Source organism: uncultured Kriegella sp. (genome assembly GCF_963975415.1).
Classification (GTDB): domain Bacteria; phylum Bacteroidota; class Bacteroidia; order Flavobacteriales; family Flavobacteriaceae; genus Kriegella.
Genome location: NZ_CAXBGN010000006.1, coordinates 380714 through 404018 on the forward strand (window position 1 = coordinate 380714; position 23305 = coordinate 404018).

Sequence of the window (23305 nt, forward strand, 5' to 3'; positions counted from 1 at the left end):
GGGAGGTGTCTATTCTTCGGTACATGCAAAATCAGCTGTTTTCCAAAGAATAAATTCTTCATTTAAAGAGTTGGGTGAGATATCGCTATGAAGTAACCCTATCTGGTTTCCAGAACAATTGTATACTGGAATTACTTTGTTGATAGCGGGGTTGCAGTCTTTATATATAAATACCGTTTGACCTTTTAAATCGGCTTGTGCGATATAACAATATTTAGAATCTTCCGAAAGATTTGCTTCTCTATTTGTTATTTCGCTCTTTAACCATTCGAGTTCCAACTTGGGATCGCTGACCCCACATGAAGATTCCGGGGTGTCGTCGGTGTCGGAACAAGAGATGATTGATAGACCAGCGGTTATCACTGCAATTTTTTTAAGCATCTTAGGCGGATTAAGGTATAGTTTGAAGATGTCTTTTTTTTAAATGGTTGCGTAAAAAAAAGCCCGTAACCATTTTTGGTCACGGGCCATATCAATTATCCAATGGTGCTTGGCTATCAGAAATATAAGGGGACTATTGCTTTTTTATCTATCTCACAGAAATTATTTGCTCCAAGGCGGGGTAACCCCTACAGATCTTGCATAGGCAATTAGTTGCCCCTTGTGTTCGCCGTTGTGTTCCAAAATTGACAACAAACCGGCCAAGACACTCATTTTGGCAAATCCAAAATCAATTTCTTCATTAAATTTGTCGTTTTCGACCAACATTATTTTTTCAAGTACAAATTCGTTCGACTTTTTAAGGGCCGCTAAAATGTTATCTTTCCCCTCGATTTTTTGAAGGTTCGTCATATCTACCTCCGATGGTGGGGCAAAGCCCATTTTCGAAGCCAAATAATAGTTGCCGAAAGCAATATGTAAAATTGATTCCCCAACGGAGCGTATGCCTTCGGAGGGCCTCCAATCGTATTGTTCTTCGGAAAATGCTTCACCTAATGATACCACTTGCCCTTGGTTATAGGCCAAAGTACTTTTTAAGGTAGATTGTACGGAACTGTCTTGGGCCGAAATTGAAAAAAAGCACATGACGGTAAAGAATGCGATAAAATATTTCATAGTGTCTTGAATTTAAGTGTTAGCAATGTCGAAATGCGTCAAAAAAAGGCATAATAAGATAAACCAAAATTACCTTATCGTCAAATGTTTTTTGGATTGTTTTTATAGATGGAAGAGGAATAATGCATAAAAAAAATCGGTTTTGACAAGATATTGCTCTGTCAAAACCGATAGATGAACTGCTTTCAAATTATCCTAAAAACGGATACCGATAATCAATCGGTGTTACAAAAGTTTCCTTGATCAATCGGGGTGACACCCAACGCAATAAATTTTGGGCAGACCCTGCTTTGTCATTGGTGCCGGAGGCACGTGCACCACCAAATGGCTGCTGCCCGACTACGGCCCCTGTAGGTTTGTCGTTGATATAAAAGTTTCCTGCGCAGTTCTGAAGCGCTTTAGTCGCTTCTTCGATGGCGTAGCGGTCTTGGGAGAGCACTGCTCCTGTAAGCGCATATTCCGAAGTGCTGTCGACCAACGTCAACGTTTTCGACCAGTCTTTGTCATCATATACAAATATCGTTACAACGGGGCCGAATAGTTCGGTCTCCATAGTCGTGTAATGCGGGTCGGTTGTCAAAATAACCGTTGGTTCAATAAAGTATCCTACCGATTTGTCGTGTCCGCCACCGATTATAATTTCGGCGTTTTCATCCTTTTTGGCTTGGTCGATGTACTTGGCCAGTTTGTCAAAAGACCCTTCATGAATGACGGCTGTAATAAAATTCGACATATCTTCAGGAGAACCTGGTTTGTTAAAAGAGGCTACATCCTTTTTTACCAAATTCAAAATTTCATCGGCAGTAGATTTTGGCAAGTAGACTCTCGAGGCAGCACTGCACTTTTGTCCTTGAAACTCAAAAGCACCGCGTGTAATTGCTGTAGCCACTTGTTGCGGTTTTGCCGTAGGATGGGCAATGATAAAATCTTTGCCCCCAGTTTCCCCCACGATTCGAGGATATGTTTTATAGTTATGAATGTTGTTTCCGATTTGCTTCCATAATTCTTTAAAGACATGGGTAGATCCGGTAAAATGAATTCCGGAAAAATCAGGACTGTCCAAAACAGTCTTGGTGATCATGACGGGATCACCATAAACTACGTTTATCACCCCATCAGGTAGACCTGCTTCCTTAAAAACATCTACGATGACCTTGGCGGAGAAAATTTGACTGTCACTGGGTTTCCATACCACAACATTGCCCATCATAGCCGCGCTTGCAGGAAGGTTTCCGGCAATGGCCGTGAAGTTAAACGGAGTTATGGCATATACAAATCCTTCTAAAGGACGGTATTCCACCCGATTCCAAATGCCTTCGGCGGAATCTGGTTGCTCTTCATAGATTTGTGACATATACTCCACATTAAATCTAAGAAAATCAATCAATTCGCATGCGGCATCGATTTCTGCTTGATGTATGTTTTTTGATTGGGCAATCATAGTCGCCGCATTAATTTTTGCTCGATAAGGCCCTGCAATTAATTCGGCAGCTTTCAGGAAAATAGCTGCACGTTGCTCCCAGCTAAGATTGGCCCATGCCGCTCTTGAGGCCAAGCAATTTTTTATGGCTTTCTCAACATGTTTTTGCTCGGCGAGATGGTAGCTTCCTACAAGGTGCTTATGGTCATGTGGAGGAGACATGGGCTTTGTGTTGCCCGTTTTGATTTCTTCTGCTCCGATATAAAGAGGTACCTCGGCATTTCCGTTATAGTATTCCTTATATTGCTTGAGAACTTCATCACGCTCACTGCTTCCGGGAGCATAGTCTTTAATCGGCTCGTTTATTGCTGTCGGTACTTGAAAAAAACCTTTGCCCATATCAATTGTTTTAGGGTTTAGAAATGGTCTCAAAGGTATAAAAAGGGAAATCGATTAAAAACTAATAAAGGGTTAAAACAATCAATTCAGTGCGAAAGGTGCATGAAACTTGAAAGTGGGAATATATACCCTAAATTTTTCTGTAGAACTGAAATTAACCATATTGTAGTGTCCTTTCATGGCTCCGATAGGGGAGGCCAAAAGACAACCCGAGTTATAGGTATGTGAATCACCGGGTTTGATGACCGGTTTTCTACCGATTACACCCTCGCCATCTAAAATTTCAAGATCATTCAATGAATCGTAGATTTGCCAATGGCGTGAAGTTAATTGAACGGAGTCTTTGCTTTGATTTTCAATGGTAATAGTATAGCCAAACGCAAAATGCATTTTGTAATTTTTGAAGAAAGTACCTTCAAAATTCGTGTGTACTGAAATCTTTATGCCCTTGGTTACTTGTGTTATCATATTTATGGGGTCTAATATGTTATGATATTTCTGGCTACAAGCACTAATATCGAAAACGTAGCCAATATAAAAAAAATAGCACTTAAAAAAAGATATTTAACAGTAGCTTAAAAAGTTCATTGATTTATAGTGTAAATCACAGATGTACTAAAAAAACTAAAATATCTGGTTGCCGTTCGCGTCAATTTTTTTTAAAAACGCTAATAATGAGCAAGATAAGCAACAGTTCGGTATTGTGAAAACTTAAGGTGAAATGATCGGTATAATTGTGTTTTTTTCTGACATAGGCAGGTGCTATGTGGGGCTATCGGGCTAAAAAATAGAAAAATGTGGTGAATGGCAAATTTGAAATTAGCCTGTCTATAAAACATTTTTAGTGGTGTTGAAATTCATAAAGCTTCCCTAAAGAACTAAAAGAAAATGATTTACTGGTTTTCGGCTAAGGGAATTTGAAGGTGTTCGGATAGTGTTATATATGTTTTAACTAGGGGGGCTAAAAAAATGACCTATAACTATACGGGTGAAGTTTATGGCAAAGTTTCAACCATGATGACGATTAGGTCATTTATGCTACAACATTTGTGCTGTGTCTTTCTTAATCTAAAGTGCAGGCGCCCAGCATGACATGGGTTTCAAATTAAAAACACATCAGTTGCTTATATTTCTGGAGTTTGCCGAGCCAACACCTATGATGCTGTCATAAAGGTCTCCGAAATTTCGATAGTAAACTAGAATCAGGTAATTATTCTCGGTAAAATGAAAATTGCCGCCGATGGTATTGAGTTCAATCGTTCCATCTTCTCGCCTGATGGCATATTTATAGTTGTAGAAGCCCTGTTTTAGTTTGATCTGGGCTTCCATCATGCCATTATCTTCGTTGTAGACCATTTTATTCTCCTCGGTAAGTTGGTAATTGTTATACTTTCCAAAGATATAGACATCATCTAGATTCAATAATTGATCGTAAGGAAGGCTAAAATGGACATTTGAATATTCCGCCTCACGTGAATTATCATCGCCCTGAAGCGTTCTAATAACAAAATCGCCATTAATGTCAGGGTAGTAGGTATAGGGTCTGTCATGGCGATACATATCGGAGAACAAATAATGCTGATAGATATCAAGCAATTCTATCTTTGAGATTGCCGAACTTGGAGCTCTAAGGTCTTTAGTGTCAAAATTCAAAAATTCGTTACCCCCGAAAAAACTGGTTTCTTGGTCATATTTATAGACAAGTTCACTGCCCATCGTAAATTGTGGAGGTATATTGTAGCGGGCAGTTGGCCAATAGTAATTCTGTAATATGGCAATTTTAACCTCCTTTTTGGGGTTGACCAATTGAAAATTATTAGCGTTTATCGTAAATTGAACTACCTGTTTCTCATTTAGAAAGTTAAAATCCCTTGAGCGTTTTACAACGCCCCCTACCTGAACTAAATCTTTATAGATTACGAATCGTCTTGAGAATTGTAGCTCATTGGTGCTGTTATATATCTCAATTAGATAGTTGCCGCTTACTTTGAGTCGCACATTGTCATTGGGTATGGTCAGCCTGTAATTTGAATAGGGTTGTAATGTGGTGTAACTATTTTCATAGTCAATGATCCGCTGGTTGTCGACCCCGTTCAAATATTGTGACTTTAATAAAGAAGATGGGGTCCAATCGTAGTCGCAATGAACTATTTTGTAATAGTAATCTTGTTCACTGGCCGAAAGGTCATCAAATTCAAGGTATATCGATTCGCCGATTTGGGCAATGGGAAATTGATCTTCGGTAGGTCCTTTAAAAATCACCGACTTTATATGTTCTGGTGGTGTGACCTCTTCTTGAACTTGCGCAAAAAGTGAAGTTGAAATAAGTAGCAGCAAAAGCTGTTGAAGAATAATGCGCATTTATGTACAATTTTTGGGGCAAAGGTAAACAAAAAGCATACCTAAAAAATTAACATCGTCGTAATGCCCAAATTTATAGTCAATAATTATGAAAACTTTTTTTTAAGTACTAAATTTGCACGAAATTTTAACATAAGGTCTACATAAATATGTCCAAAGACATCCGAATTAAAAAGGGCTTGAACATTAACCTCGTCGGTGAAGCTGAACAGACCATTTCCAAAGCCGTTTTAAGCAATGTTTACGCAATAAATCTCAAAGATTTTCACGGAATAACGCCGAAGATGCTCGTTAAACAGGGAGCTGAGGTGAAAGCTGGTGAAGCGCTTTTCTACAACAAGAACAATCAAGACATGCTATTTGTCTCTCCTGTGAGTGGCGAACTTGTTGAAATTGAACGCGGTGCACGCAGACGTATTCTGACTTTAAAAATACTGGCAGATAAGACCCAAGGTCAATTAGAGCATGAGAAGTTCGATTTCAAGAACGCTTCTGCCATTGACATCAAGGCCTATTTGCTTAAAGGTGGTTGTTGGCCATTTGTAAAGCAACGACCTTATGATATTATTGCCAGTCCTGATGATACCCCCAAGGCTATTTTTATTTCTGCTCATAGTACGGCCCCTTTGGCTGCGGACTATGATTTTGCGTTACAGGGAAAAGAAAAGGAGTTGCAGGCGGCAGTTAGTGCTTTGGCCAAATTGACCCCAGGTAAGGTTCATGTCTCAGTCGGAAAGTCTTCCGGCTCGCCTATGAACGGTTTAAGCGATATTACACTACATAATGTTTCAGGGCCGCACCCAGCAGGTTTGGTCGGTACCCAAATAAATCGAATAGATCCAATAAACAAAGGTGAGGTTGTTTGGACGGTTACTCCGCAAGACCTTGTGATTATTGGAGAATTGTTGTTGACGGGAAAATTCAATGCCGAGCGTATTGTCGCGTTGGCAGGGTCTTCGGTTAAAGCGCCAAAATATTACAGAACTAAGATTGGTACTGAAATTTCTACCTTTTTGTATGCCAGTGGTGTCAATAGTGATAACTTTCGGGTTATCAACGGTGACGTACTTACAGGATACAAGAGTAGGCAGGATGGTCATTTAGGCTATTATAATAACACGGTTACGGCAATTCCCGAAGGTGATGATTACGAGTTGTTCGGATGGAACAAACCTGTATTTAATAAGGTGTCGGCTACCCGTGCATTGACCTTTTCTTGGTTGCAGCCCAATAAGAAATATGAATTGACTACCAATACTAATGGGGAACATAGGGCGTTCGTAGTTACGGGAATGTATGAAAAGGTTTTTCCGATGGATATTTACCCCATGCAATTGCTTAAAGCGTGTATGGTTCAAGATTTAGATGAGATGGAGCAATTGGGGTTATATGAAGTGGCTCCCGAAGATTTTTCATTGACTGAATTCATTTGTATATCGAAGCAACCACACCAAAAAATCATTAGGGAAGGGCTAGATTTATTATATAAAGAAATAGGATAGAGATGAGCGATAAAAGATTGACTTTTAAAAAGAGATTGCACATTTTAAAGCATCATTATCGGGACAAGAAAATGGCCCCGGCCTTCAATGCGATTCATACGTTTTTGTTTGCGCCTGATGAAACGACGCACTCCGGTTCGCACGTTCGGGCCGCCGACGACTTGAAACGTACGATGAATACGGTGATCATGGCGTTGATTCCAGTATTGTTGTTTTCCTTTTTTAATACAGGTTACCAACACTTTTCAGCAATCAACGGCTTTCCAGAAAACTTTTCGGTATGGAATGATTTTCTTACTTGGGAAAATTTTTGGGTAGGAATCACGACCGTCTTGCCTTTGGTCATCGTCTCTTATGGAGTCGGTCTTGTCGTTGAGTTTATTTTTGCGGTAATCAAGGGTCACGAGGTAGAAGAGGGGTACTTGGTTACTGGTATGTTGGTGCCTTTGATTGTTCCGGTTGATACTCCACTTTGGATGTTGGCCGTGGCGGTGGTCTTTGGTGTAGTCATCGGAAAGGAAGTTTTTGGAGGTACCGGAATGAACATTCTCAACCCTGCTTTGACCATTCGGGCCTTTTTGTTTTTCGCTTATCCCACATGGATGAGTGGCGACAAGGTTTGGGTTCATGAAGCGGTCGATTTGGCTGGTGGTCCCGATGCTATTTCGGGAGAGACAATTTTGGGCTTTTTGGCACAAGGCCATGAATATTCCTATTCTGTTTCCGATATGTTCTTCGGCTTTATTCCCGGTTCAGTAGGTGAAACTTCCACATTGCTAATCCTGTTGGGCGGACTTTTCTTGATTTTCAGCAAAATTGCCAGCTGGCGTATAATGGTCAGTGCCGTTGTTGGTTCTTTGGTTATGGGGCTGGTCTTTAATGCGGTCGTCGATCAAGGATGGATCACCGAAACAAGCAAGTTTTACGGACTGATGAGCTTTGATTTCTGGAAACATTTATTGGTAGGTGGTTTGGCCTTTGGTATTGTCTATATGGCCACTGATCCTGTAACAGGTGCGCAGACCAATAGAGGAAAATGGATTTATGGCTTTTTGATCGGATTTATTTCAGTGATGATCCGCGTGTTCAATCCGGCGTATCCTGAAGGTGTTTTCTTGGCCATTCTTTTAATGAATGTTTTTGCACCGACAATTGACCATTATGTTATTCGTGGCAATGTAAAACGAAGAATGAAACGTCTAAAAAATGCGACGATTTTGCCCAAAGATTCAGAGGGTGCAGCAAAAGAACTTAAAGCAGAAACAATTTAGTTATGGCGATCAACACAGATAAAAATATATACACCGTTGTCTTTGCGGCCGTAATGGTTGTAGTCGTTGGATCGGTTTTGGCTTTTTTGGCCACTGGTCTAAAAGAAAAAATCGAAGAGAACGAGCGTTTTGAAAAACAGCAGAATATTCTCTATGCCATGGGGGTCAACGAAAATGCCGATGAGGGCAGTGTTAGTTTTGTGCCTACGGATGTGGTTGAAGATCAATTCTCGAAATATATAAAGGAACAATTGGTTATCGATGGCGGAAATACTACTCCCGACAATGAGGCTTACCTAATTGATTTGAAAAAGCAATTGGCCATAGCAAAGAGTGGGGGTACTCCAAAATTACCTTTGTTTATCGGTGAAAAAGAAGGAAAGAAATTCTATATAATTCCTATGTACGGAAAAGGACTATGGGATGCTATTTGGGGCTTTATATCATTAGATGATAATTTGGTGGTACAAGGGGTGTATTTTGATCATAAAGGAGAGACTCCCGGACTCGGTGCTAACATCAAGCAACGTTACTTTATGGACGATTTTACTGGGGAGTCGATTTTAGATGGAACGCGATATGCCGGTATTGCCGTGGCTAAGGGGAATAATGATCCGTTGAACAATACGAAAGATGATAATGAAGTAGATGCTCTCGCAGGAGCCACTATTACGGGTAACGGCGTTTCTGCAATGATAAAGGAAAGCGTGAATCTGTATAAGGATTATTTAGAAACCATAAGAAAGAACTAAGCATAAAAGACTATGGCACTATTGACAAAAAAAGATGCGAATCTGATATTAGATCCCTTAGCCGATAATAACCCGATTACCATACAGGTATTGGGTATCTGTTCGGCCCTAGCGATTACCGCCGAATTAAAGGCTTCTATTGTGATGTCGGTTGCGGTGATATTCGTATTGGGCATCGGTAACGTTGTTATTTCATTGATGCGTAATATCATTCCTGCAAAGATTAAGATTATCGTGCAGCTCGTTGTTGTGGCAACCCTGGTTATTGTAGTAGATCAGGTATTAAAGGCATTTGCTTACGAGCTCAGTAAAACGCTTTCGGTATTTGTTGGTCTGATCATTACCAACTGTATCATTATGGGTAGGTTTGAGGCTTTTGCATTGGGCAACGGCCCGTGGAAATCTTTCTTGGATGGAATTGGTAACGCCCTTGGCTACGGAGTGATTTTGGTTATCGTAGGCTTTTTTAGGGAATTATTGGGTTCAGGCACACTATTCGGTATTCCGGTTTTAGGAAATCCTATTGAAAAAACCGGACTTTATGCTACTGGCTATGAAAACAACGGCTTTATGATTATTCCGCCAGCGGCATTGATTGTGGTGGGTATTGTCATTTGGGTACAGCGTTCAAGAAATAAAGCCTTGATCGAAGACAATTAAATAAGAATTATAATAAAAGAATTATGCTAGAGCATGTAGAATTGTTTTTTAGGTCAATCTTTATCGATAATATGGTTTTTGCCGTATTCTTGGGAATGTGTTCCTATTTGGCCGTTTCTAAAAAAGTGGCTACGGCCGTTGGTTTGGGGGCCGCCGTTATTTTTGTATTGGCAGTGACCGTACCCCTGAACTGGTTGCTTGACAAGTACTTGTTGCAAGATGGTGCTTTGGTCTGGCTAGGACCTGAATATGCCGATTATAACCTAAGTTTTTTATCGTTTATCCTGTTTATCGCTACGATAGCCACAATGGTACAATTGGTAGAGATAGTAGTAGAGAAATTTTCGCCCTCACTTTACAATTCCTTGGGAATATTTTTACCCTTGATTGCGGTGAATTGCGCGATTCTCGGTGGATCATTGTTTATGCAATCACGACAGATAGAAACTTTAGGTCTGGCTTTTAACTATGGTGTAAGCTCAGGTATCGGATGGTTCTTGGCGATATTGGCAATTGCGGCGATACGTGAAAAAATCCGCTATTCGAATGTTCCACCACCATTGAGGGGGTTGGGCATCACTTTTATCATTACCGGATTGATGGGAATAGGTTTTCAAAGTTTTGGTGGTATGTTGACTGGGGGGGACGATGCTGCCCCGGTGGAAGAAGAAAATACGGCTGCAAAGACGGAGAAGAAAAAAGAAATTAAAAAGGAAATCGACGAAAAAGAGGTTTCTTATAACGATGCCATAAACAAATAAACATGATTTTAGCTGCAAGTACAGGTGGAACCATATTGATTACTGTAGTCTCATTTATGATACTATTATTGCTCTTGGTCGCACTATTATTGTTTACCAAAGAAAAATTATCACCTTCGGGGCCTGTTACCATTACGATTAATGGTGAAAAGAAAGTTGAAGTAGGTTCTGGCAACTCTTTGCTTACTACTTTGGGTAACCAGAAAATATTTCTTCCTTCTGCCTGTGGCGGCGGGGGTACCTGTATTCAATGTGAATGTCATGTACTTTCCGGTGGTGGTGAGGCATTGCCTACTGAAACCCCACATTTCTCGAAAAAGGAATTGAACCATGGAGCGCGCTTGGCTTGTCAGGTGAAGGTAAAACAAGATATGGATATTACCATTCCCGAAGAGGTATTCGGGATAAAGAAGTGGGATGCTACAGTTGTGCGTAACTACAACGTGGCTTCTTTTATCAAGGAGTTTGTCGTTGAGATTCCGGAGGATATGAACTATAAAGCCGGGGGGTATATTCAAATCGAAATTCCTCCATGTGAGATCAAGTATTCCGATATTGATATTACTGCACACCCAGAAGAGCATGAAACTCCTGATAAATTTCAAGCTGAATGGGATAAATTTGGGTTATGGCCGTTGGTAATGAAAAATCCTGAGACTGTAGAGAGGGCCTATTCAATGGCTTCTTACCCGGCAGAAGGAAGAGAGATTATGTTGAATGTCAGAATTGCTACTCCGCCATGGGATCGTTCAAAAAATGGTTGGATGTCCGTTAATCCTGGTATAGCTTCCTCTTTTATCTTTGCACAAAAACCAGGGGATAAAGTCGTTATTTCAGGACCTTATGGTGAATTCTTCATCAATGAGTCGGATTCTGAAATGCTTTATGTCGGTGGAGGGGCCGGTATGGCACCAATGCGATCACACCTGTACCACCTTTTCAAAACTTTGAAAACGGGTAGAAAGGTTACGTATTGGTATGGTGGACGTTCAAAAAGGGAATTATTCTACTTAGAGCATTTCTATGAATTGGAAAGAGAGTTTCCGAATTTCAAATTCTATTTGGCGCTGTCAGAGCCTATGGAAGAAGATAATTGGAAGGTAAAGGAAAACATTGATGCTCCGGGCGATGGCTTCGTAGGCTTTATCCATAACTGTGTTATCGATAACTATCTGAGTCTTCATGAATCACCTGAAGATATAGAGCTTTATTTCTGTGGACCGCCGTTGATGAATAAAGCGGTTCAGAAAATGGGTGAAGATTTTGGTATCCCTGATGAGCATATACGTTTTGATGATTTTGGTGGTTAAAAATCACGAAGACCGATTTATCAATACACAATCTTAATTAACAAACCTGGCAGACTTTAAACTGTCAGGTTTTTTTAGCTTAATTTTAAGTATGGGTAAACCTTTAACAGAACAGGAATTGCACAATTTGGCCATGAATATTGTTGGCAAGGAATTGGAGGGCAAAGGATATGAGTTTATGGGAGTAAATAGTAAACCCATGAAGAATCCGCAGTTTGTTTGTCTTAAAGAAAAGGAGCTTCATTTTATCGTAGTTCGCGGTGTAAGTTATCCTGAAGACCCCACAAATTATAATCGTTCGTTAATGCGAAAAATGAAAGATCATGCCTTAAAGCACGAAGCCCGTACATATTATGCAGGCGTCGGGTTATATAATGCCACAAATCAAGAACTTCCGGTATATTTGAATGAAGAATATATTGTACATTATCACGGACTTATTGAAATTGGCAATGAGTAGAATTTTTACCATACTTTGTATATCTATTTTTATTTCTTGTACTTCGAATAGTACGACGGTCATCAGAAATGATACTTCTGGTCAAGCGTTGGGCACAACCTATAATATTATTTATTTGGCTGATAGGGAACTCGATTTTCAGATTGAGATCGATTCAGTCTTTAATGCTGTAAATCATTCCTTATCGACCTATATTCCCGATTCTGATATTTCAAAAATCAATGGAGGTGATTCAACGGTGGTGGTAGATGATATGTTTCATGATGTTTTTGTGCTTTCCAAAGAGATAAATTATAAGACCAATGGTTATTTCGACCCTACCGTAGGCGTATTGGTCAATGCTTGGGGCTTTGGTCCAGGGGAGCAAATTAAGATGGACAGTATACAGGTCGATAGTCTATTAGATTTTGTGGGATTTGATAAAGTATGCATGACTGAAAAAGGCACCATAAAAAAAACGAAACCCAATATCTATTTTGATTTTAATGCTGTGGCAAAAGGCTATACGATTGACCGTTTGGCCCTTTTGTTCGATGCAAAAGGAATAGAAGACTATCTTATAGAAGTAGGGGGGGAACTCGTCGGAAAAGGCTCGAACAAACTAAAGAAAAAGCCTTGGACGGTCGGGGTGGATGATCCCCAAATGGAAGAGATGCGAAAAATGAAGTTGATGATCGGGTTGAAGAATAAGGCGTTGGCATCATCTGGCAATTATCGCCACTTTAGGGTAGATCCGGTCACGGGAAAAAAATATGTGCATACCGTTGATCCCATAACGGGGTTTACAAAGAATTCGAATACGTTGGGAGCGACAATTTTAGCGAATACTTGTGCCAAAGCAGATGCTTATGCCACCGCATTTATGGCTATGGATTTAGATGATGCCTTAAAATCACTATCTAAGCAACGAGAACTTGAGGCCTATATCGTCTATCTTGATGAACAGGGAAACACGCAAGAGTTTATGACCGAAGGATTCAAAGCTTTGGTAATCAATTAAACTGAGTGCTTTAGAATCAGCTGTGGTTTTTCTGTCTATCGTCAAATTGTCACCTACAGATTCGCTAGGGAAATTACTTCCGTACAAAAGGTATGATTTCTCCTTTGGCCAAACGATATCTCTCAATTTCAACTTCGGGTAATGCAGCGGTAAAATCTATTTCTTCGACTTGGAATCCGATGTTGCGTAGTTTGTCAAAATAATCCCTTCCATAGATGCGTACATGGTCATATTGGCCAAATATTTTTGCCCTTTCCCTGCGATCCGTAATGCTGTCGTCTTCAAAGGTTTTTTGACGGCTCAAATCTTGCGGAATTTGAAAAATACCCCACCCGCCCGGTCGCAGTACACGATATAATTCTTGCATGGCTTTGGTATCATCGGGAATATGCTCCAAAACGTGGTTACAGAAAATCACATCAAAAGAATTATCGGGAAACGGAAGCGCACAAATATCGGCCTTTACATCGGCCAAAGGCGAGTTTAGGTCGGTGGTAGTATAATCTAGGTTAACAAGCTTTCTAAAGCGTTTGTAGAAGGCTTGCTCGGGTGCAAAGTGCAATACCTTGTGCTTGGCTGTAAAAAAATCTGTCTTGTCTTTTAAAAAAAGCCACAAGAGCCGATGCCGCTCTAACGACAGCGTAGAGGGGGAAAGCACATTTTCCCGGGGCTTTTCATAACCGTAAGTAAGAAACTTTCTAAAACTTTTACCGTCTATAGGATCGGTATAGGTGCGCCCCCGCATAAGGAATGCAATAAGTGGACCTGCCCAGTAGCTCAGTTTGATGAGTAATGGCCTTGGTACGGTATTAAGTATGAGCTTAGAAAGTTTTTTCAACTGGTCATTGCCAACTGTTAGTTGTTCACTTTTTTTCGGAATTCATCCTCTTCATCACTCTCGATTCCCAATGCATCGTAAATGTATTGAAATGTGGATAGCAACTCTGGTTTACCATCTACAATGGCTACATCATGCTCAAAATGGGCGCTGGGTTGTCCGTCTGCCGTGAGAATCGTCCAACCGTCTTTGAGTTGTTTGATTCTTCGTGTTCCCATGTTGATCATAGGTTCAATGGCTACTACCATGCCTTCGACAAACTTTTTGCCTCTTCCGCGCTTGCCATAATTTGGCATTTCAGGACTCTCATGTAATTTTTTTCCAAGTCCATGACCTACCAATTCTCTTACTACTCCGTAACCATGGCCTTCACAATAATTTTGAATGGCATAGGCTACATCACCGACTCGGTTTCCTTCTTTAAATTCACGAATGCCTAAATAAAGTGATTCTTTGGTGACCTTTAATAATTTTTTGGTCTCTTCGGAAACTTCACCAACTTCAAAGGTATAGGCATGATCTCCGTAATATCCATTTTTAAATGAGCCGCAGTCAACTGATATGATATCACCGTCTTTTAGGGGCTCGTCATTAGGTATTCCATGAACGACTTGGGCATTTGGACTCATATTCAGGCTGTTGGGGAAGTCATACATGCCTAAAAATCCGGGTTCGGCCCCGTGGTCACGAATAAATGCTTCTGCCATTGTATCTAACTGTAAGGAAGTAACGCCGGGCTTTATTTCCGAGGCTAACATACCTAGAGTCTTAGAGACGATCAAAGCACTTTCGCGCATTAATTCTATTTCCTCGGGTGTTTTAATTATTATCATAGTTTGCAAATGTAAAACATTTGGTTTATTTGCCTCAAACCAAAGGTTTTTGGGTCATTAATTTAGGCTGCTCGACCCCCATCATTTTTAGTATTGTAGGAGCGATGTCTCCCAGCACTCCATCCTTGATTTCCTTGATATCATTATCCACCAAAATCAATGGCACAGGATTCGTAGTATGCGCGGTATTCGGACTGCCATCTGGGTTGATCATGGTGTCGCAATTGCCATGATCGGCAATTACTATGGTAGAATATCCGTTTTCGGAAGCGGCAGTTATAACATCTTTGGCACATGAATCGACGACTTCGCAAGCTTTTATGGCTGCTGCCATATCACCTGTATGGCCGACCATATCAGGGTTGGCAAAATTTAGACACACGAAGTCTACGTCGCCTTTTTTCAATTCGGGTATAATGGCGTCCCTAATTTCATAAGCACTCATTTCAGGTTGCAGGTCGTAAGTTGCCACTTTGGGAGAGGGGCATAAAATGCGTTGCTCACCGTCAAAGGGCACTTCCCTTCCACCATTAAAGAAAAAAGTAACGTGTGGGTATTTTTCTGTCTCGGCAATACGTATCTGTTTTTTGCCGGCATTGGCAAGTACTTCACCTAAGGTCTCTGCAATATTCGCTTTGTCATAAATTACATGTATGCCATTGAAAGAATCGTCATAATTCGTCATGGTCACATAGTATAGGTTGAGTTTATGCATATTCTCTTCATGCCTATCTTCTTGATTGAGCACCTGAGTCAACTCTCTTCCTCTATCAGTTCTGAAATTGAAGAAAATAACGACATCATCCTCTTGAATACTAGCCTTGGGCTTACCATTGCCATCTACCATTACCAGCGGTTCTATAAACTCATCGGTAATATCTTTGTCATAACTTTCCTGCATTGCTTCAGCTATATCGGTCGTCTTTTCGCCTTTGGCGTTGACCAAAACATCATAAGCCAATTTTACACGCTCCCATCGTTTGTCCCTGTCCATGGCATAATACCGTCCGATTACCGAAGCTAATTGGGCATTTTTATCGGCACAGAAAACATTGAGATCTACCAAATACCCCTTGCCACTTCTTGGGTCGACATCACGACCATCGGTAAAGGCATGAACGAACATTTTGTCAAGACCATAAGTGTGCCCAGCCTCGATTAGACCTTTTAAATGAGCGGTATGGCTATGAACACCTCCGTCACTGACCAATCCTAGAAAATGAACAGCTTTATTGTTCTTTTTGGCATAGGCAAAGGCATCAGTTAATACTTTTTCGTCCTTTAGGGTATTTTCTTTGATGGCCAAATTGATTTTTGCCAAATCTTGATAAACGATTCTTCCTGCCCCTAGGTTCATATGACCTACTTCACTATTGCCCATTTGTCCTTCTGGAAGACCTACGTTCATACCGAAAGTCAGTAGATTGGCATTAGGATAGTTGGTGGTTATGGAATCTATAAATGGAGTATTCGCGTTGTCTATGGCGGAAATTTTAGGGTCAGGCGATTTTCCCCAACCATCCAAAATCATCAATATCACTTTCTTGTTCATGGAATGAATTTTTATCAGAAATCAAAAGTACTGTGTTCTGCGGCGATTTGCCAATATTTAGACTTCCTTTTTTGGAGCCACTCTAAGAATTTTGGACGGCATTTACACACAATTTATGATAATGGTCGGAAATCTACTTTCAAGTACTAGAAAACAGCAATAAACGGATTGTGACATGAGCATGATATCAATATTTTTGGTATATGGAAAATAAATACCATTGCAGTATTATTGAGAAAGCTATTTATTTCATTACCGAAAACTATCGGTCTCAACCGACACTCGAAGAGGTTTCCGATTATGTTTGCTTGAGCAAGTATCATTTTCAGCGGCTCTTTCACCAATGGGTCGGAGTTTCCCCAAAACAATTTTTGCAGTTTACTACGGTAGAACATGCTAAAAAATGCTTGGAAGCAGGTCGTACTACTTTGGCAACTGCCTATGAAGTCGGACTTTCGGGAAATGGTCGCTTGCACTCCCGGGGAGTATGGAAAAAGGGGCGGAGGTCTCATTTTAAAATATCAAGTTATCCCAACTCCATTTGGGGAGATGGTCATAGCAGAATCTGATTTGGGAGTAAGTCAGTTGTCTTTTTTACCAGTGAATTGTTCGCCCAAAGAGCTGTTGAAGTCTATTTTTCCCGATGCTGTTTTTATATCTGAATTAGGAAAATATGGCGCTATGGTCAAAGCTTATTTTGCTACATGGGAAGTTCCTAAAAAGCAAATTGTGTTAGATCTTAAAGGCACACCGTTCCAAATCAATGTATGGAAAGCATTGTTGACGATACCGAGCGCACAATATTTGGCCTATAACGACGTGGCAGGTGTTATTGGGAATCCCAAGGCGGTAAGGGCGGTCGGAACCGCTATTGGTAGTAATCCAGTGGCTTATTTGATTCCGTGTCATAGGGTAATAAAGGAGTCTGGTAAATTGGGCGAATACGGATGGGGAAAGGAAAAAAAACCACTTATAAATGGTTTCGAAAACATCAAATTGAGCAACAAAAGGATTGTATGAAATGACACAATTGCCGAAATTTTGATAGTAGCGAACGATGCCTTGGTACACATATTACCTTGAGATTGTACAATACATCAAGATATTTCAATTATGTTAAAATTTTGTTATTTGCGGATGCATGACGTAACAAAACCAAAGCCTAAAAGTCTATTTATAAACAATCATATTTTATTCATCAATCAAAATTCATTCATCATGAAAAAAACAGTTTTTACAGTTATCGCTTGCTGTTTATTGACGGCTACTGTCGTAAAAGCAGAAAGTACAATCGACAAAAACAACAGTGAAGTTGTTTCAACACCAATTAAGAAGCTAGAGGTTACTTCTTTTTGTAAAGCTATTATGGAAGGCGACTACGACGTTGTAAAGCGTATGATCGAACTCGGTGAAAATGTAAATCAGAAATCATTGGGAATGACCCCGGCCATATTTGCGGCACGTTACAACAAGGCAGAAATTCTTGAATTGTTGATTGCCAATGGGGCTAACCTCAAAATAAGAAGTGACAAAGGGTATACCGTTAAAAAGTATGCCGAACTATCAAATGCAGCCGATGCCCTCGCGGTCATAGAAGCAGCTATGGGTATTTAAATTCGTAATAATCATCAATCAAAAGAAAAACCTGAAGGCATTGCCCTCAGGTTTTTTTATTAAATATTCACTTCAAATAGTGTTCAAGTAAAAGAGCGAATGTCAAAGCGTTAAAATTCGAATCCGTTTAAGGCCCTTTCTGTTAGCGCATAAACTGCCATCATCAACATTAAGGCACAAAAAACGGAATAAACCTTTAAGATTACAACCGCAATGGCTGGTTTACAATTCTCGAAGGCCTCTGTGTAGAGGTTTTTAAAATGTACTAGCGTTCCCATATAGTTTTATTTAAATGATTAATTAAAGCTATAAGGGTTAAATCTGAGGTGATAAAGATTATTGGGAGCTGTAAAAGTAAATAAATAATGATAAAACAGAAGGTTGTTCAACGAAATTAACGGTAGAACATCGGGAAGAAATACTAAAACGATATCGAGCTCCCCTGTCCATGCCTTTTATCGGATAAAAGTGTCATATAAACTATTGATTTTTATACTTTTCTATAGCCTCCCTAATTTTTTCTATTCGATTTTCCGGGTCTGGGTGCGTACTTTGAAATTCTGGCGCTCGATTCGGACCAGCGGCAGCCTTCAAGATTTCCATTACTTTGATCATTTCATTGGGGTCGTAGCCTGATTGCAGCATAAATTGAACCCCTAGCTCATCACTTTCCAGTTCATCTCCCCTTCCATTTTTTAATAAGGTGTTCTGGCCGATACTGCCCACAATACCACCGGCATCGGCACCTACCGAGGCTCCCATCGATATGGTTTTCCAAAAACTACTCTCGGCGATACGCTCTGCGGAGTGTCTACCGATTACATGGCCAATTTCATGGCCGAGAACGCCCGCCAATTGTGCTTCGTTCAATTGTTTAAATAGGGCATAAGTAATGAAAACGGGGCCACCGGGAAGCGCAAAGGCATTTATGGTCTCATCATCGGCCAATAAATGAAACTCGTATTTATAGGGTGTTTCACTAGCCACACTACTTTGTACCAATTTGTTTCCTATGCGATCAACTTGGTCTTGAAGTGCTTGGTCAGGATAAAGTCCACCATATTCTTGGGCAATTTCGGGAGAGCTCTGTAGGCCAATGGCTATCTCCTGTTCAGCTGACATATTGATGGTTTGGGTTCTTCCCGTGTATGGGTTTGTCTCTTTGTTGTTACAGCGTTGAATAAAGGCAAATGCAACAATCGCCAATCCTATTAAAATACGTATTTTCCAATTGCCTCCTCTCATGTCTAAGGTGCTTTAGTATGCTATTTCAAGATACGAAAAGCCTATAAAAGTTCGGTGTTTATATCCAGTATATTATTGCGGATGTAATCTTTGATAAAACCCGTAGTAAAATGTTCAATACCATAAAAATCTTCTTCCTTAAGCAATAGGGGAATATTTTTACCTCTGAATTCTGTTAGCATGGGTATAGAAAGGGGTGCATAGCTGTAGTGCCACGGCTCATATTTAAACCCTTTTCTTTTGGGTTCATCGGTATATACGAGATAGAAATCGAATTTTTTGGAATTTTCATCCATCCATTTTTTAAAATCTTCGAAAGGGCCACCGGCCTCGAACTTAGAAGGTACCAATACGTCGCCCTCCACTTTACGATACCCATCTATTATATCAATATCAGTACCCCAATGATGTCTGCTGGTACCGGGAATCGTAGAATATTCAATAATCTTGTCAATGGCCGCCAACGGTTCCATGCCCTTGTCTGTATAAGAAATATATTTACGTTCAAAGATAGCCGCCTGCCTGTCAAAACTCCTATAACTCGATACGATCTTAATGTCGATACCGTCACTATAGGCTGCTTTCTTCATTTTTAAAAAAGCATCATGAGCGGCCTCCCTAAGATTGATACCTTTACCAAAGAGTTCGATATCGGCTTTTCCCATTAGCTCTAAGATAGAGTATTCCCACTCTCGATTTTGTGAAAATGATACATTGGGCAAGACTGTAAGGGCCAAACCGGTAAAAATACTTTTTTCGAGAAAAGATCTGCGTTGCATCTGTTACAATTTAGGGTGTTGATTTATTTTCTTGAACAAAACTTGATGTGTTCCAATGTCAGCTACTTCAAAAATACTGCCAATTCTTGAATATCCCAGCTTTTCATAAAAACCAAAGGCATTTTTGCGGGCATTCATCCATATGAAATCTATATTTTTCTCGGAGAACAATTGCTCGCCAAAGAAGAGTAACTGTTGGCCGAACCCTTTTTTCCAGTATTTCTCTAAAACCGCCATGCCCCGCAGTTGGTAGGCATTGGTCAAGGAATGCAGAGTGTGGTCGTTCTTAAGAAATGAGCCAACGGCGACCAGCGTATGATTATGAAAGCCGCCTAGATGTACCGTAGTTTTCAGGTGATCACCATCGAAACGGCAATCTTCCAAGGTCCCGCCTTTTCGAAGTTCTCGAAGACGCACGGTATATGCTTCTTCTGCGGTAATTGGTCGTAATGTATAGTTGTTCATGGCAATTGTTGCTTATCAAGCAAGGTTATTGGGTTCTTAGCCCTACTAAAAATAGAGATTTTTATTAATTTCAGTGTAGTAGAAATTAAGAGGATATATTCTTCATGGTTTCGCGTTCCTGCTCCAATCTTGACTCATTTAACGAAATATACAAGCACCCTTGATGTTTTTATTTTAACTCGTTGAATGCGATGTCGTGAAATGAAATTCCTCCGTGATTGATTTTGTAAAATTGAAATTTATCGAACAGGGTTTAAGACATGTCAATGCGCTAAATAGAAAAAACCTTGGAAGTCCCTGTCATAATCTTTTAGGGTTACAATATAGAAATAGACCCCTACTGGTAGAGCCTTTTCGCGATCGACAACAAAATTATTCAAATTCGAATACCCCCTAAATTCATTAGTATAATTGGGCATTTCGAACACCTTTAGACCAAAGCGGTCGTAAATCTGCATATGATTGTTTGGCGAAAGCTCAAGTTCCTCAATTTCGAGCGCGTCGTTCTTGCCATCTCCGTTTGCCGTAACCAAGTAGTTATCTGGGGTGAGAAAATGCCATGGGTTGCCTAATGCACCGAAACTTATTATTTCGTAATCGTTAGGGATAAAAGGCTTAGATGATACAAAACCTTGTTCGAGGGTTCCGACTGCAGCGAAGCTGGCCAAACTTTCCCATCGAGCCTCGGATTTATTCCAGCCTACAGGGATTATTTTTTCAACATCGTCGGTAAGTTTTTCTATTTCGCTGCGTTCGTCCCAACTGATTTGCAAGGTAGCGGTGACGGTACCCTCGAGCCGCCAAAACTCCCTACTGCTAATAGCCTCAATGTTGAGCATTCGACTTTCCGTATCAAAAGAGCGGTTATAAGTTGAAGAATTATTAGGGTCTTCAAAAAAGTAAGCACATTTGGTCGTCTGGTTTACTTCTTGGGAGTGCAATATTAGGGGGCGTAATTTTAAAGCGTCGCCTACTGGGAAAGTGACATTCTGCATTTGAGTAGCTGCTGAAAAGCCATTGACCTTGGTCATGTCACTTTCACCTGTATAAAATGCATTTGACTGAAAGTTGAGGTGTATCCAAGATGTTTCGCGAGGAGTGAAAAAATCACCTGATATAAAGTTGGCATTGTGAACCACATTAACGGTGGTTTCTAAACTTACGTAAGTATCGGTCATTATTTCCATATCATAAAAAGTTGGGGATAATGCACCGGAAACGGTAATCGGGTCGTCACTATAGAAACCTACAAGTCCCTTATTATCATCGAATAAACCATCGTTTCTGAGATGTGTGTGAAAACCCATTGCTCCTTCTTCAAAGATCTTTAGGTTTCCGGTATTGTGGAAGTTTGTTTGGGAAAATCCACATACACAGAAGAATAGCGATACAATGTTTAAAATTATTTTCATTCCTATTGTATCTGTTGCCAGTCCGTTCCATCGCTCTGAATCCATAAGACCGTCTGCGGAAGAATAAGCGTTCCGTCAATATTCAAAAGTGTCTTGAATGCACTAATCACTGTGGAGCCAGCGGCTGAAGTATTCTTTATGATATACATGCGCCCCTTGCAGGTGCTGGCCGCAGGTAAAGTAATTACATCATATCCGTCGTTAATTATGGTATGATGCGTTTCATCTAGGGTTATGTTGCCACTTACGGCATCTATTGCAGTTGCAAAGGAGCCTCCAGTCTCCAGTCGAGAATTCGGACTTGCAGTACCTACGCCCATATTTTGGTCGGCATTTAAAGTCAAGGCGTCTATACCCCCTGTGGAGAACGATAGTTGATTTGTGGCAGATAGGTACACACCCGTGTTCGTATCACTGTTGAAATTATAGGCTGGTGCAAGTGCGGTTCCATCATCACTGGTGATCGAAGGTGCTCGCATGGCGCCCGTGACCTCTAATGTATATGATGGTGTGTTGGTTCCTATTCCCAACCTGTTGTTGGTGGCATCCCAAAATAGTTGATTATTATTTTCGGAAAGGTCACCACTGGAATCCGCAAAGAAGATAGACCCTTGGGTGCCGGAAATAGTGGGAAGGTCAATTGAAAAGGGAATTTCTTCCCAATTGGACGTATCAAAAATATACATTCTGGCCTCATCGGTATTATAAAGTAAACTTCCTTCGATAGAACCTGTTATGGCATTCATTTCGAGGGTAGTTGCACGGGTAAGACCCAATAGAAGATTCGCATCTATTTGACCAAAACAGCCAACAAGAGGCGCCATCAATAAAAGTTTAAATACTAGTTTTTTCATAATTTAAAGATCTAAAAGAACGAACATGAATTCTGAATCGAATCGTGCTCTTGCGGTTCCTCCATTGTCATTGTCCCCTATAATGACGTCAAAACCGTCGGTTGATTGATTGCTATAGGAAATACCAGGGTCGTCATTTCCAACACCATCCCGTCCGGGCTGGCTCAATTGAATAATATAATTGGCATCGGAGACCATCCCTACAGGAAGATTTACTCTGTAATGTCCGAATCCTAACTGTTTTGTTACTGTAACTCCCGCTGTTGCCTTTAAAGCAACACCGACAGCGGAAATTTTACCTATCGCCTTAACCATACTATTGTAAAAGGCGCCGCCATCAGTACCGGCACTGATTGAGTTATCGGTATCGGAAGAAATAACCTCCGCTGTTTGGGTCGTGCTTGCCTCATTGACGTAACTGATAACCCCTGTGGCGTCATTTTGGGTCAGATTTGTCAAGTTGCCTCCCACAATGGAAAGATTCACCGTATTTCCATCGGAAATTGTCAAGTCGCTGCCGGAAATTGAAAGCGTCTGAAATTCGTTGGTGTTATCAGTATCCAAATTCGATGGTATATTGGTGATGTTAGACCAATCGGGGGCAATTTCTGAATTATCTACCGAGAATTCGGTGCCAGTAAGGTCAAGACCGGTGCCTGCGGTGTATGTGGTATCATCATCGGGACTGGCTGCAATCTGGGTGTCCACATAGGTCTTTACGGCGTTCTGTGTCGGGAAAGCGACATCGGAAGTTCCGAGTG

The 23305-nt window shown here is 40.6% G+C and carries 26 protein-coding genes; 11 read left to right on the forward strand and 15 right to left on the reverse strand.

Annotated elements, in window-relative coordinates; translation table 11 throughout:
• Positions 1 to 9 precede the first annotated feature (9 nt).
• From AACZ88_RS15510 to AACZ88_RS15530, 5 genes are all read right to left on the reverse strand, one after another.
• The gene (locus tag AACZ88_RS15510; protein ID WP_339711968.1) at positions 10 to 381 is read right to left on the reverse strand and encodes a hypothetical protein; all 372 of its coding nucleotides are present in this window, start codon (positions 379 to 381) and stop codon (positions 10 to 12) included.
• Between the two features lie 162 nt (positions 382 to 543).
• On the reverse strand, positions 544 to 1056 hold the full coding sequence (locus AACZ88_RS15515; protein WP_339711970.1) for a DinB family protein: 513 nt from the start codon (positions 1054 to 1056) through the stop codon (positions 544 to 546).
• 190 nt (positions 1057 to 1246) lie between these two features.
• Positions 1247 to 2875: an L-glutamate gamma-semialdehyde dehydrogenase gene (gene pruA / locus AACZ88_RS15520; RefSeq protein WP_339711972.1), complete on the reverse strand. Its 1629-nt coding sequence runs from the start codon at positions 2873 to 2875 to the stop codon at positions 1247 to 1249.
• An 81-nt stretch (positions 2876 to 2956) separates the two neighbouring features.
• Positions 2957 to 3343: a Co2+/Mg2+ efflux protein ApaG gene (gene apaG, locus AACZ88_RS15525; protein WP_089888260.1), complete on the reverse strand. Its 387-nt coding sequence runs from the start codon at positions 3341 to 3343 to the stop codon at positions 2957 to 2959.
• Between the two features lie 648 nt (positions 3344 to 3991).
• Positions 3992 to 5236: a DUF5103 domain-containing protein gene (locus AACZ88_RS15530; protein ID WP_339711977.1), complete on the reverse strand. Its 1245-nt coding sequence runs from the start codon at positions 5234 to 5236 to the stop codon at positions 3992 to 3994.
• Between the two features lie 149 nt (positions 5237 to 5385).
• Here AACZ88_RS15530 and AACZ88_RS15535 point away from each other — a divergent pair, with 149 nt between their 5' ends.
• From AACZ88_RS15535 to AACZ88_RS15570, 8 genes are all read left to right on the forward strand, one after another.
• Entirely contained in the window at positions 5386 to 6738 is a 1353-nt protein-coding gene (locus AACZ88_RS15535; protein WP_339711979.1) for a Na(+)-translocating NADH-quinone reductase subunit A, read from the forward strand.
• A gap of 2 nt (positions 6739 to 6740) precedes the next feature.
• Positions 6741 to 8009: an NADH:ubiquinone reductase (Na(+)-transporting) subunit B gene (locus tag AACZ88_RS15540; RefSeq protein WP_339711981.1), complete on the forward strand. Its 1269-nt coding sequence runs from the start codon at positions 6741 to 6743 to the stop codon at positions 8007 to 8009.
• 2 nt (positions 8010 to 8011) lie between these two features.
• Positions 8012 to 8761 (forward strand): Na(+)-translocating NADH-quinone reductase subunit C, encoded by a 750-nt coding sequence (locus AACZ88_RS15545; RefSeq protein ID WP_339711983.1) that lies wholly within the window; start codon positions 8012 to 8014, stop codon positions 8759 to 8761.
• Positions 8762 to 8773: 12 nt separating this feature from the next.
• Positions 8774 to 9421, forward strand: coding sequence for an NADH:ubiquinone reductase (Na(+)-transporting) subunit D (locus AACZ88_RS15550; protein ID WP_339711985.1), 648 nt, complete (start codon positions 8774 to 8776; stop codon positions 9419 to 9421).
• 23 nt (positions 9422 to 9444) lie between these two features.
• Positions 9445 to 10182 carry an NADH:ubiquinone reductase (Na(+)-transporting) subunit E gene (nqrE, locus tag AACZ88_RS15555; protein WP_339711987.1) on the forward strand — a complete coding sequence of 246 codons (738 nt, stop codon included), beginning with the start codon at positions 9445 to 9447 and terminating at the stop codon, positions 10180 to 10182.
• Positions 10183 to 10184: 2 nt separating this feature from the next.
• Positions 10185 to 11492, forward strand: coding sequence for an NADH:ubiquinone reductase (Na(+)-transporting) subunit F (nqrF, locus tag AACZ88_RS15560; RefSeq protein WP_339711989.1), 1308 nt, complete (start codon positions 10185 to 10187; stop codon positions 11490 to 11492).
• Between the two features lie 91 nt (positions 11493 to 11583).
• On the forward strand, positions 11584 to 11952 hold the full coding sequence (locus tag AACZ88_RS15565) for a Na(+)-translocating NADH-quinone reductase subunit F (protein WP_339711991.1): 369 nt from the start codon (positions 11584 to 11586) through the stop codon (positions 11950 to 11952).
• A complete protein-coding gene (locus AACZ88_RS15570; RefSeq protein ID WP_339711993.1) occupies positions 11945 to 12952 on the forward strand; it encodes an FAD:protein FMN transferase in 1008 nt (335 codons plus the stop codon). Before AACZ88_RS15565 ends, AACZ88_RS15570 begins: the two co-directional genes overlap by 8 nt.
• A 73-nt stretch (positions 12953 to 13025) precedes the next feature.
• Here AACZ88_RS15570 and AACZ88_RS15575 read toward each other — a convergent pair whose 3' ends face one another.
• From AACZ88_RS15575 to gpmI, 3 genes are read right to left on the reverse strand one after another with little or no spacing between them, the layout of a single operon-like run.
• Complete coding sequence (locus AACZ88_RS15575; protein ID WP_339711995.1) at positions 13026 to 13790, reverse strand: methyltransferase domain-containing protein; 765 nt, start codon at positions 13788 to 13790, stop codon at positions 13026 to 13028.
• A gap of 17 nt (positions 13791 to 13807) precedes the next feature.
• Positions 13808 to 14623 carry a type I methionyl aminopeptidase gene (gene map / locus AACZ88_RS15580; RefSeq protein WP_339711997.1) on the reverse strand — a complete coding sequence of 272 codons (816 nt, stop codon included), beginning with the start codon at positions 14621 to 14623 and terminating at the stop codon, positions 13808 to 13810.
• A gap of 34 nt (positions 14624 to 14657) precedes the next feature.
• Entirely contained in the window at positions 14658 to 16175 is a 1518-nt protein-coding gene (gpmI, locus tag AACZ88_RS15585; protein ID WP_339711998.1) for a 2,3-bisphosphoglycerate-independent phosphoglycerate mutase, read from the reverse strand.
• Between the two features lie 203 nt (positions 16176 to 16378).
• Here gpmI and AACZ88_RS15590 point away from each other — a divergent pair, with 203 nt between their 5' ends.
• From AACZ88_RS15590 to AACZ88_RS15600, 3 genes are all read left to right on the forward strand, one after another.
• Positions 16379 to 16744: an AraC family transcriptional regulator gene (locus tag AACZ88_RS15590; RefSeq protein ID WP_339711999.1), complete on the forward strand. Its 366-nt coding sequence runs from the start codon at positions 16379 to 16381 to the stop codon at positions 16742 to 16744.
• Positions 16725 to 17195 carry a methylated-DNA--[protein]-cysteine S-methyltransferase gene (locus AACZ88_RS15595; RefSeq protein WP_339712000.1) on the forward strand — a complete coding sequence of 157 codons (471 nt, stop codon included), beginning with the start codon at positions 16725 to 16727 and terminating at the stop codon, positions 17193 to 17195. Before AACZ88_RS15590 ends, AACZ88_RS15595 begins: the two co-directional genes overlap by 20 nt.
• Positions 17196 to 17393: 198 nt before the next feature.
• Positions 17394 to 17789, forward strand: coding sequence for an ankyrin repeat domain-containing protein (locus AACZ88_RS15600; RefSeq protein ID WP_339712002.1), 396 nt, complete (start codon positions 17394 to 17396; stop codon positions 17787 to 17789).
• A 110-nt stretch (positions 17790 to 17899) separates the two neighbouring features.
• On the opposite strand, the gene AACZ88_RS15605 is transcribed toward AACZ88_RS15600, so the two are convergent.
• The 7 genes from AACZ88_RS15605 to AACZ88_RS15635 form a co-directional block, all read right to left on the reverse strand.
• The gene (locus tag AACZ88_RS15605; protein WP_339712004.1) at positions 17900 to 18067 is read right to left on the reverse strand and encodes a DUF6747 family protein; all 168 of its coding nucleotides are present in this window, start codon (positions 18065 to 18067) and stop codon (positions 17900 to 17902) included.
• Positions 18068 to 18269: 202 nt separating this feature from the next.
• On the reverse strand, positions 18270 to 19034 hold the full coding sequence (locus AACZ88_RS15610) for a M48 family metalloprotease (protein WP_339712006.1): 765 nt from the start codon (positions 19032 to 19034) through the stop codon (positions 18270 to 18272).
• A gap of 41 nt (positions 19035 to 19075) precedes the next feature.
• Entirely contained in the window at positions 19076 to 19813 is a 738-nt protein-coding gene (locus tag AACZ88_RS15615; protein ID WP_339712008.1) for a M15 family metallopeptidase, read from the reverse strand.
• 3 nt (positions 19814 to 19816) lie between these two features.
• Positions 19817 to 20278: a GNAT family N-acetyltransferase gene (locus tag AACZ88_RS15620; protein ID WP_339712010.1), complete on the reverse strand. Its 462-nt coding sequence runs from the start codon at positions 20276 to 20278 to the stop codon at positions 19817 to 19819.
• A 263-nt stretch (positions 20279 to 20541) separates the two neighbouring features.
• Entirely contained in the window at positions 20542 to 21735 is a 1194-nt protein-coding gene (locus tag AACZ88_RS15625) for a gliding motility-associated C-terminal domain-containing protein (protein WP_339712012.1), read from the reverse strand.
• Complete coding sequence (locus AACZ88_RS15630) at positions 21693 to 22544, reverse strand: hypothetical protein (protein ID WP_339712014.1); 852 nt, start codon at positions 22542 to 22544, stop codon at positions 21693 to 21695. The genes AACZ88_RS15625 and AACZ88_RS15630 overlap by 43 nt, the downstream gene beginning before the upstream one ends.
• A 3-nt stretch (positions 22545 to 22547) precedes the next feature.
• A partial coding sequence (locus tag AACZ88_RS15635) for a hypothetical protein (RefSeq protein ID WP_339712016.1) occupies positions 22548 to 23305 on the reverse strand: 758 nt, incomplete at its 5' end.

Excerpts from the sequence above, each read along its gene's own strand:
- nqrF (WP_339711989.1), top strand. The coding sequence starts at position 10,185 with ATGATTTTAGCTGCAAGTACAGGTGGAACCATATTGATTACTGTAGTC.
- AACZ88_RS15535 (WP_339711979.1), top strand. The coding sequence starts at position 5,386 with ATGTCCAAAGACATCCGAATTAAAAAGGGCTTGAACATTAACCTCGTC.
- AACZ88_RS15540 (WP_339711981.1), top strand. The coding sequence starts at position 6,741 with ATGAGCGATAAAAGATTGACTTTTAAAAAGAGATTGCACATTTTAAAG.
- AACZ88_RS15600 (WP_339712002.1), top strand. The coding sequence starts at position 17,394 with ATGAAAAAAACAGTTTTTACAGTTATCGCTTGCTGTTTATTGACGGCT.
- AACZ88_RS15620 (WP_339712010.1), bottom strand. The coding sequence starts at position 20,278 with ATGAACAACTATACATTACGACCAATTACCGCAGAAGAAGCATATACC.
- apaG (WP_089888260.1), bottom strand. The coding sequence starts at position 3,343 with ATGATAACACAAGTAACCAAGGGCATAAAGATTTCAGTACACACGAAT.
- AACZ88_RS15605 (WP_339712004.1), bottom strand. The coding sequence starts at position 18,067 with ATGGGAACGCTAGTACATTTTAAAAACCTCTACACAGAGGCCTTCGAG.
- AACZ88_RS15530 (WP_339711977.1), bottom strand. The coding sequence starts at position 5,236 with ATGCGCATTATTCTTCAACAGCTTTTGCTGCTACTTATTTCAACTTCA.
- AACZ88_RS15550 (WP_339711985.1), top strand. The coding sequence starts at position 8,774 with ATGGCACTATTGACAAAAAAAGATGCGAATCTGATATTAGATCCCTTA.
- AACZ88_RS15625 (WP_339712012.1), bottom strand. The coding sequence starts at position 21,735 with ATGGATTCAGAGCGATGGAACGGACTGGCAACAGATACAATAGGAATG.
- nqrE (WP_339711987.1), top strand. The coding sequence starts at position 9,445 with ATGCTAGAGCATGTAGAATTGTTTTTTAGGTCAATCTTTATCGATAAT.
- pruA (WP_339711972.1), bottom strand. The coding sequence starts at position 2,875 with ATGGGCAAAGGTTTTTTTCAAGTACCGACAGCAATAAACGAGCCGATT.
- AACZ88_RS15615 (WP_339712008.1), bottom strand. The coding sequence starts at position 19,813 with ATGCAACGCAGATCTTTTCTCGAAAAAAGTATTTTTACCGGTTTGGCC.
- AACZ88_RS15610 (WP_339712006.1), bottom strand. The coding sequence starts at position 19,034 with ATGAGAGGAGGCAATTGGAAAATACGTATTTTAATAGGATTGGCGATT.
- AACZ88_RS15630 (WP_339712014.1), bottom strand. The coding sequence starts at position 22,544 with ATGAAAAAACTAGTATTTAAACTTTTATTGATGGCGCCTCTTGTTGGC.
- AACZ88_RS15545 (WP_339711983.1), top strand. The coding sequence starts at position 8,012 with ATGGCGATCAACACAGATAAAAATATATACACCGTTGTCTTTGCGGCC.
- AACZ88_RS15590 (WP_339711999.1), top strand. The coding sequence starts at position 16,379 with ATGGAAAATAAATACCATTGCAGTATTATTGAGAAAGCTATTTATTTC.
- AACZ88_RS15595 (WP_339712000.1), top strand. The coding sequence starts at position 16,725 with ATGGTCATAGCAGAATCTGATTTGGGAGTAAGTCAGTTGTCTTTTTTA.
- AACZ88_RS15515 (WP_339711970.1), bottom strand. The coding sequence starts at position 1,056 with ATGAAATATTTTATCGCATTCTTTACCGTCATGTGCTTTTTTTCAATT.
- AACZ88_RS15570 (WP_339711993.1), top strand. The coding sequence starts at position 11,945 with ATGAGTAGAATTTTTACCATACTTTGTATATCTATTTTTATTTCTTGT.
- map (WP_339711997.1), bottom strand. The coding sequence starts at position 14,623 with ATGATAATAATTAAAACACCCGAGGAAATAGAATTAATGCGCGAAAGT.
- gpmI (WP_339711998.1), bottom strand. The coding sequence starts at position 16,175 with ATGAACAAGAAAGTGATATTGATGATTTTGGATGGTTGGGGAAAATCG.
- AACZ88_RS15510 (WP_339711968.1), bottom strand. The coding sequence starts at position 381 with ATGCTTAAAAAAATTGCAGTGATAACCGCTGGTCTATCAATCATCTCT.
- AACZ88_RS15565 (WP_339711991.1), top strand. The coding sequence starts at position 11,584 with ATGGGTAAACCTTTAACAGAACAGGAATTGCACAATTTGGCCATGAAT.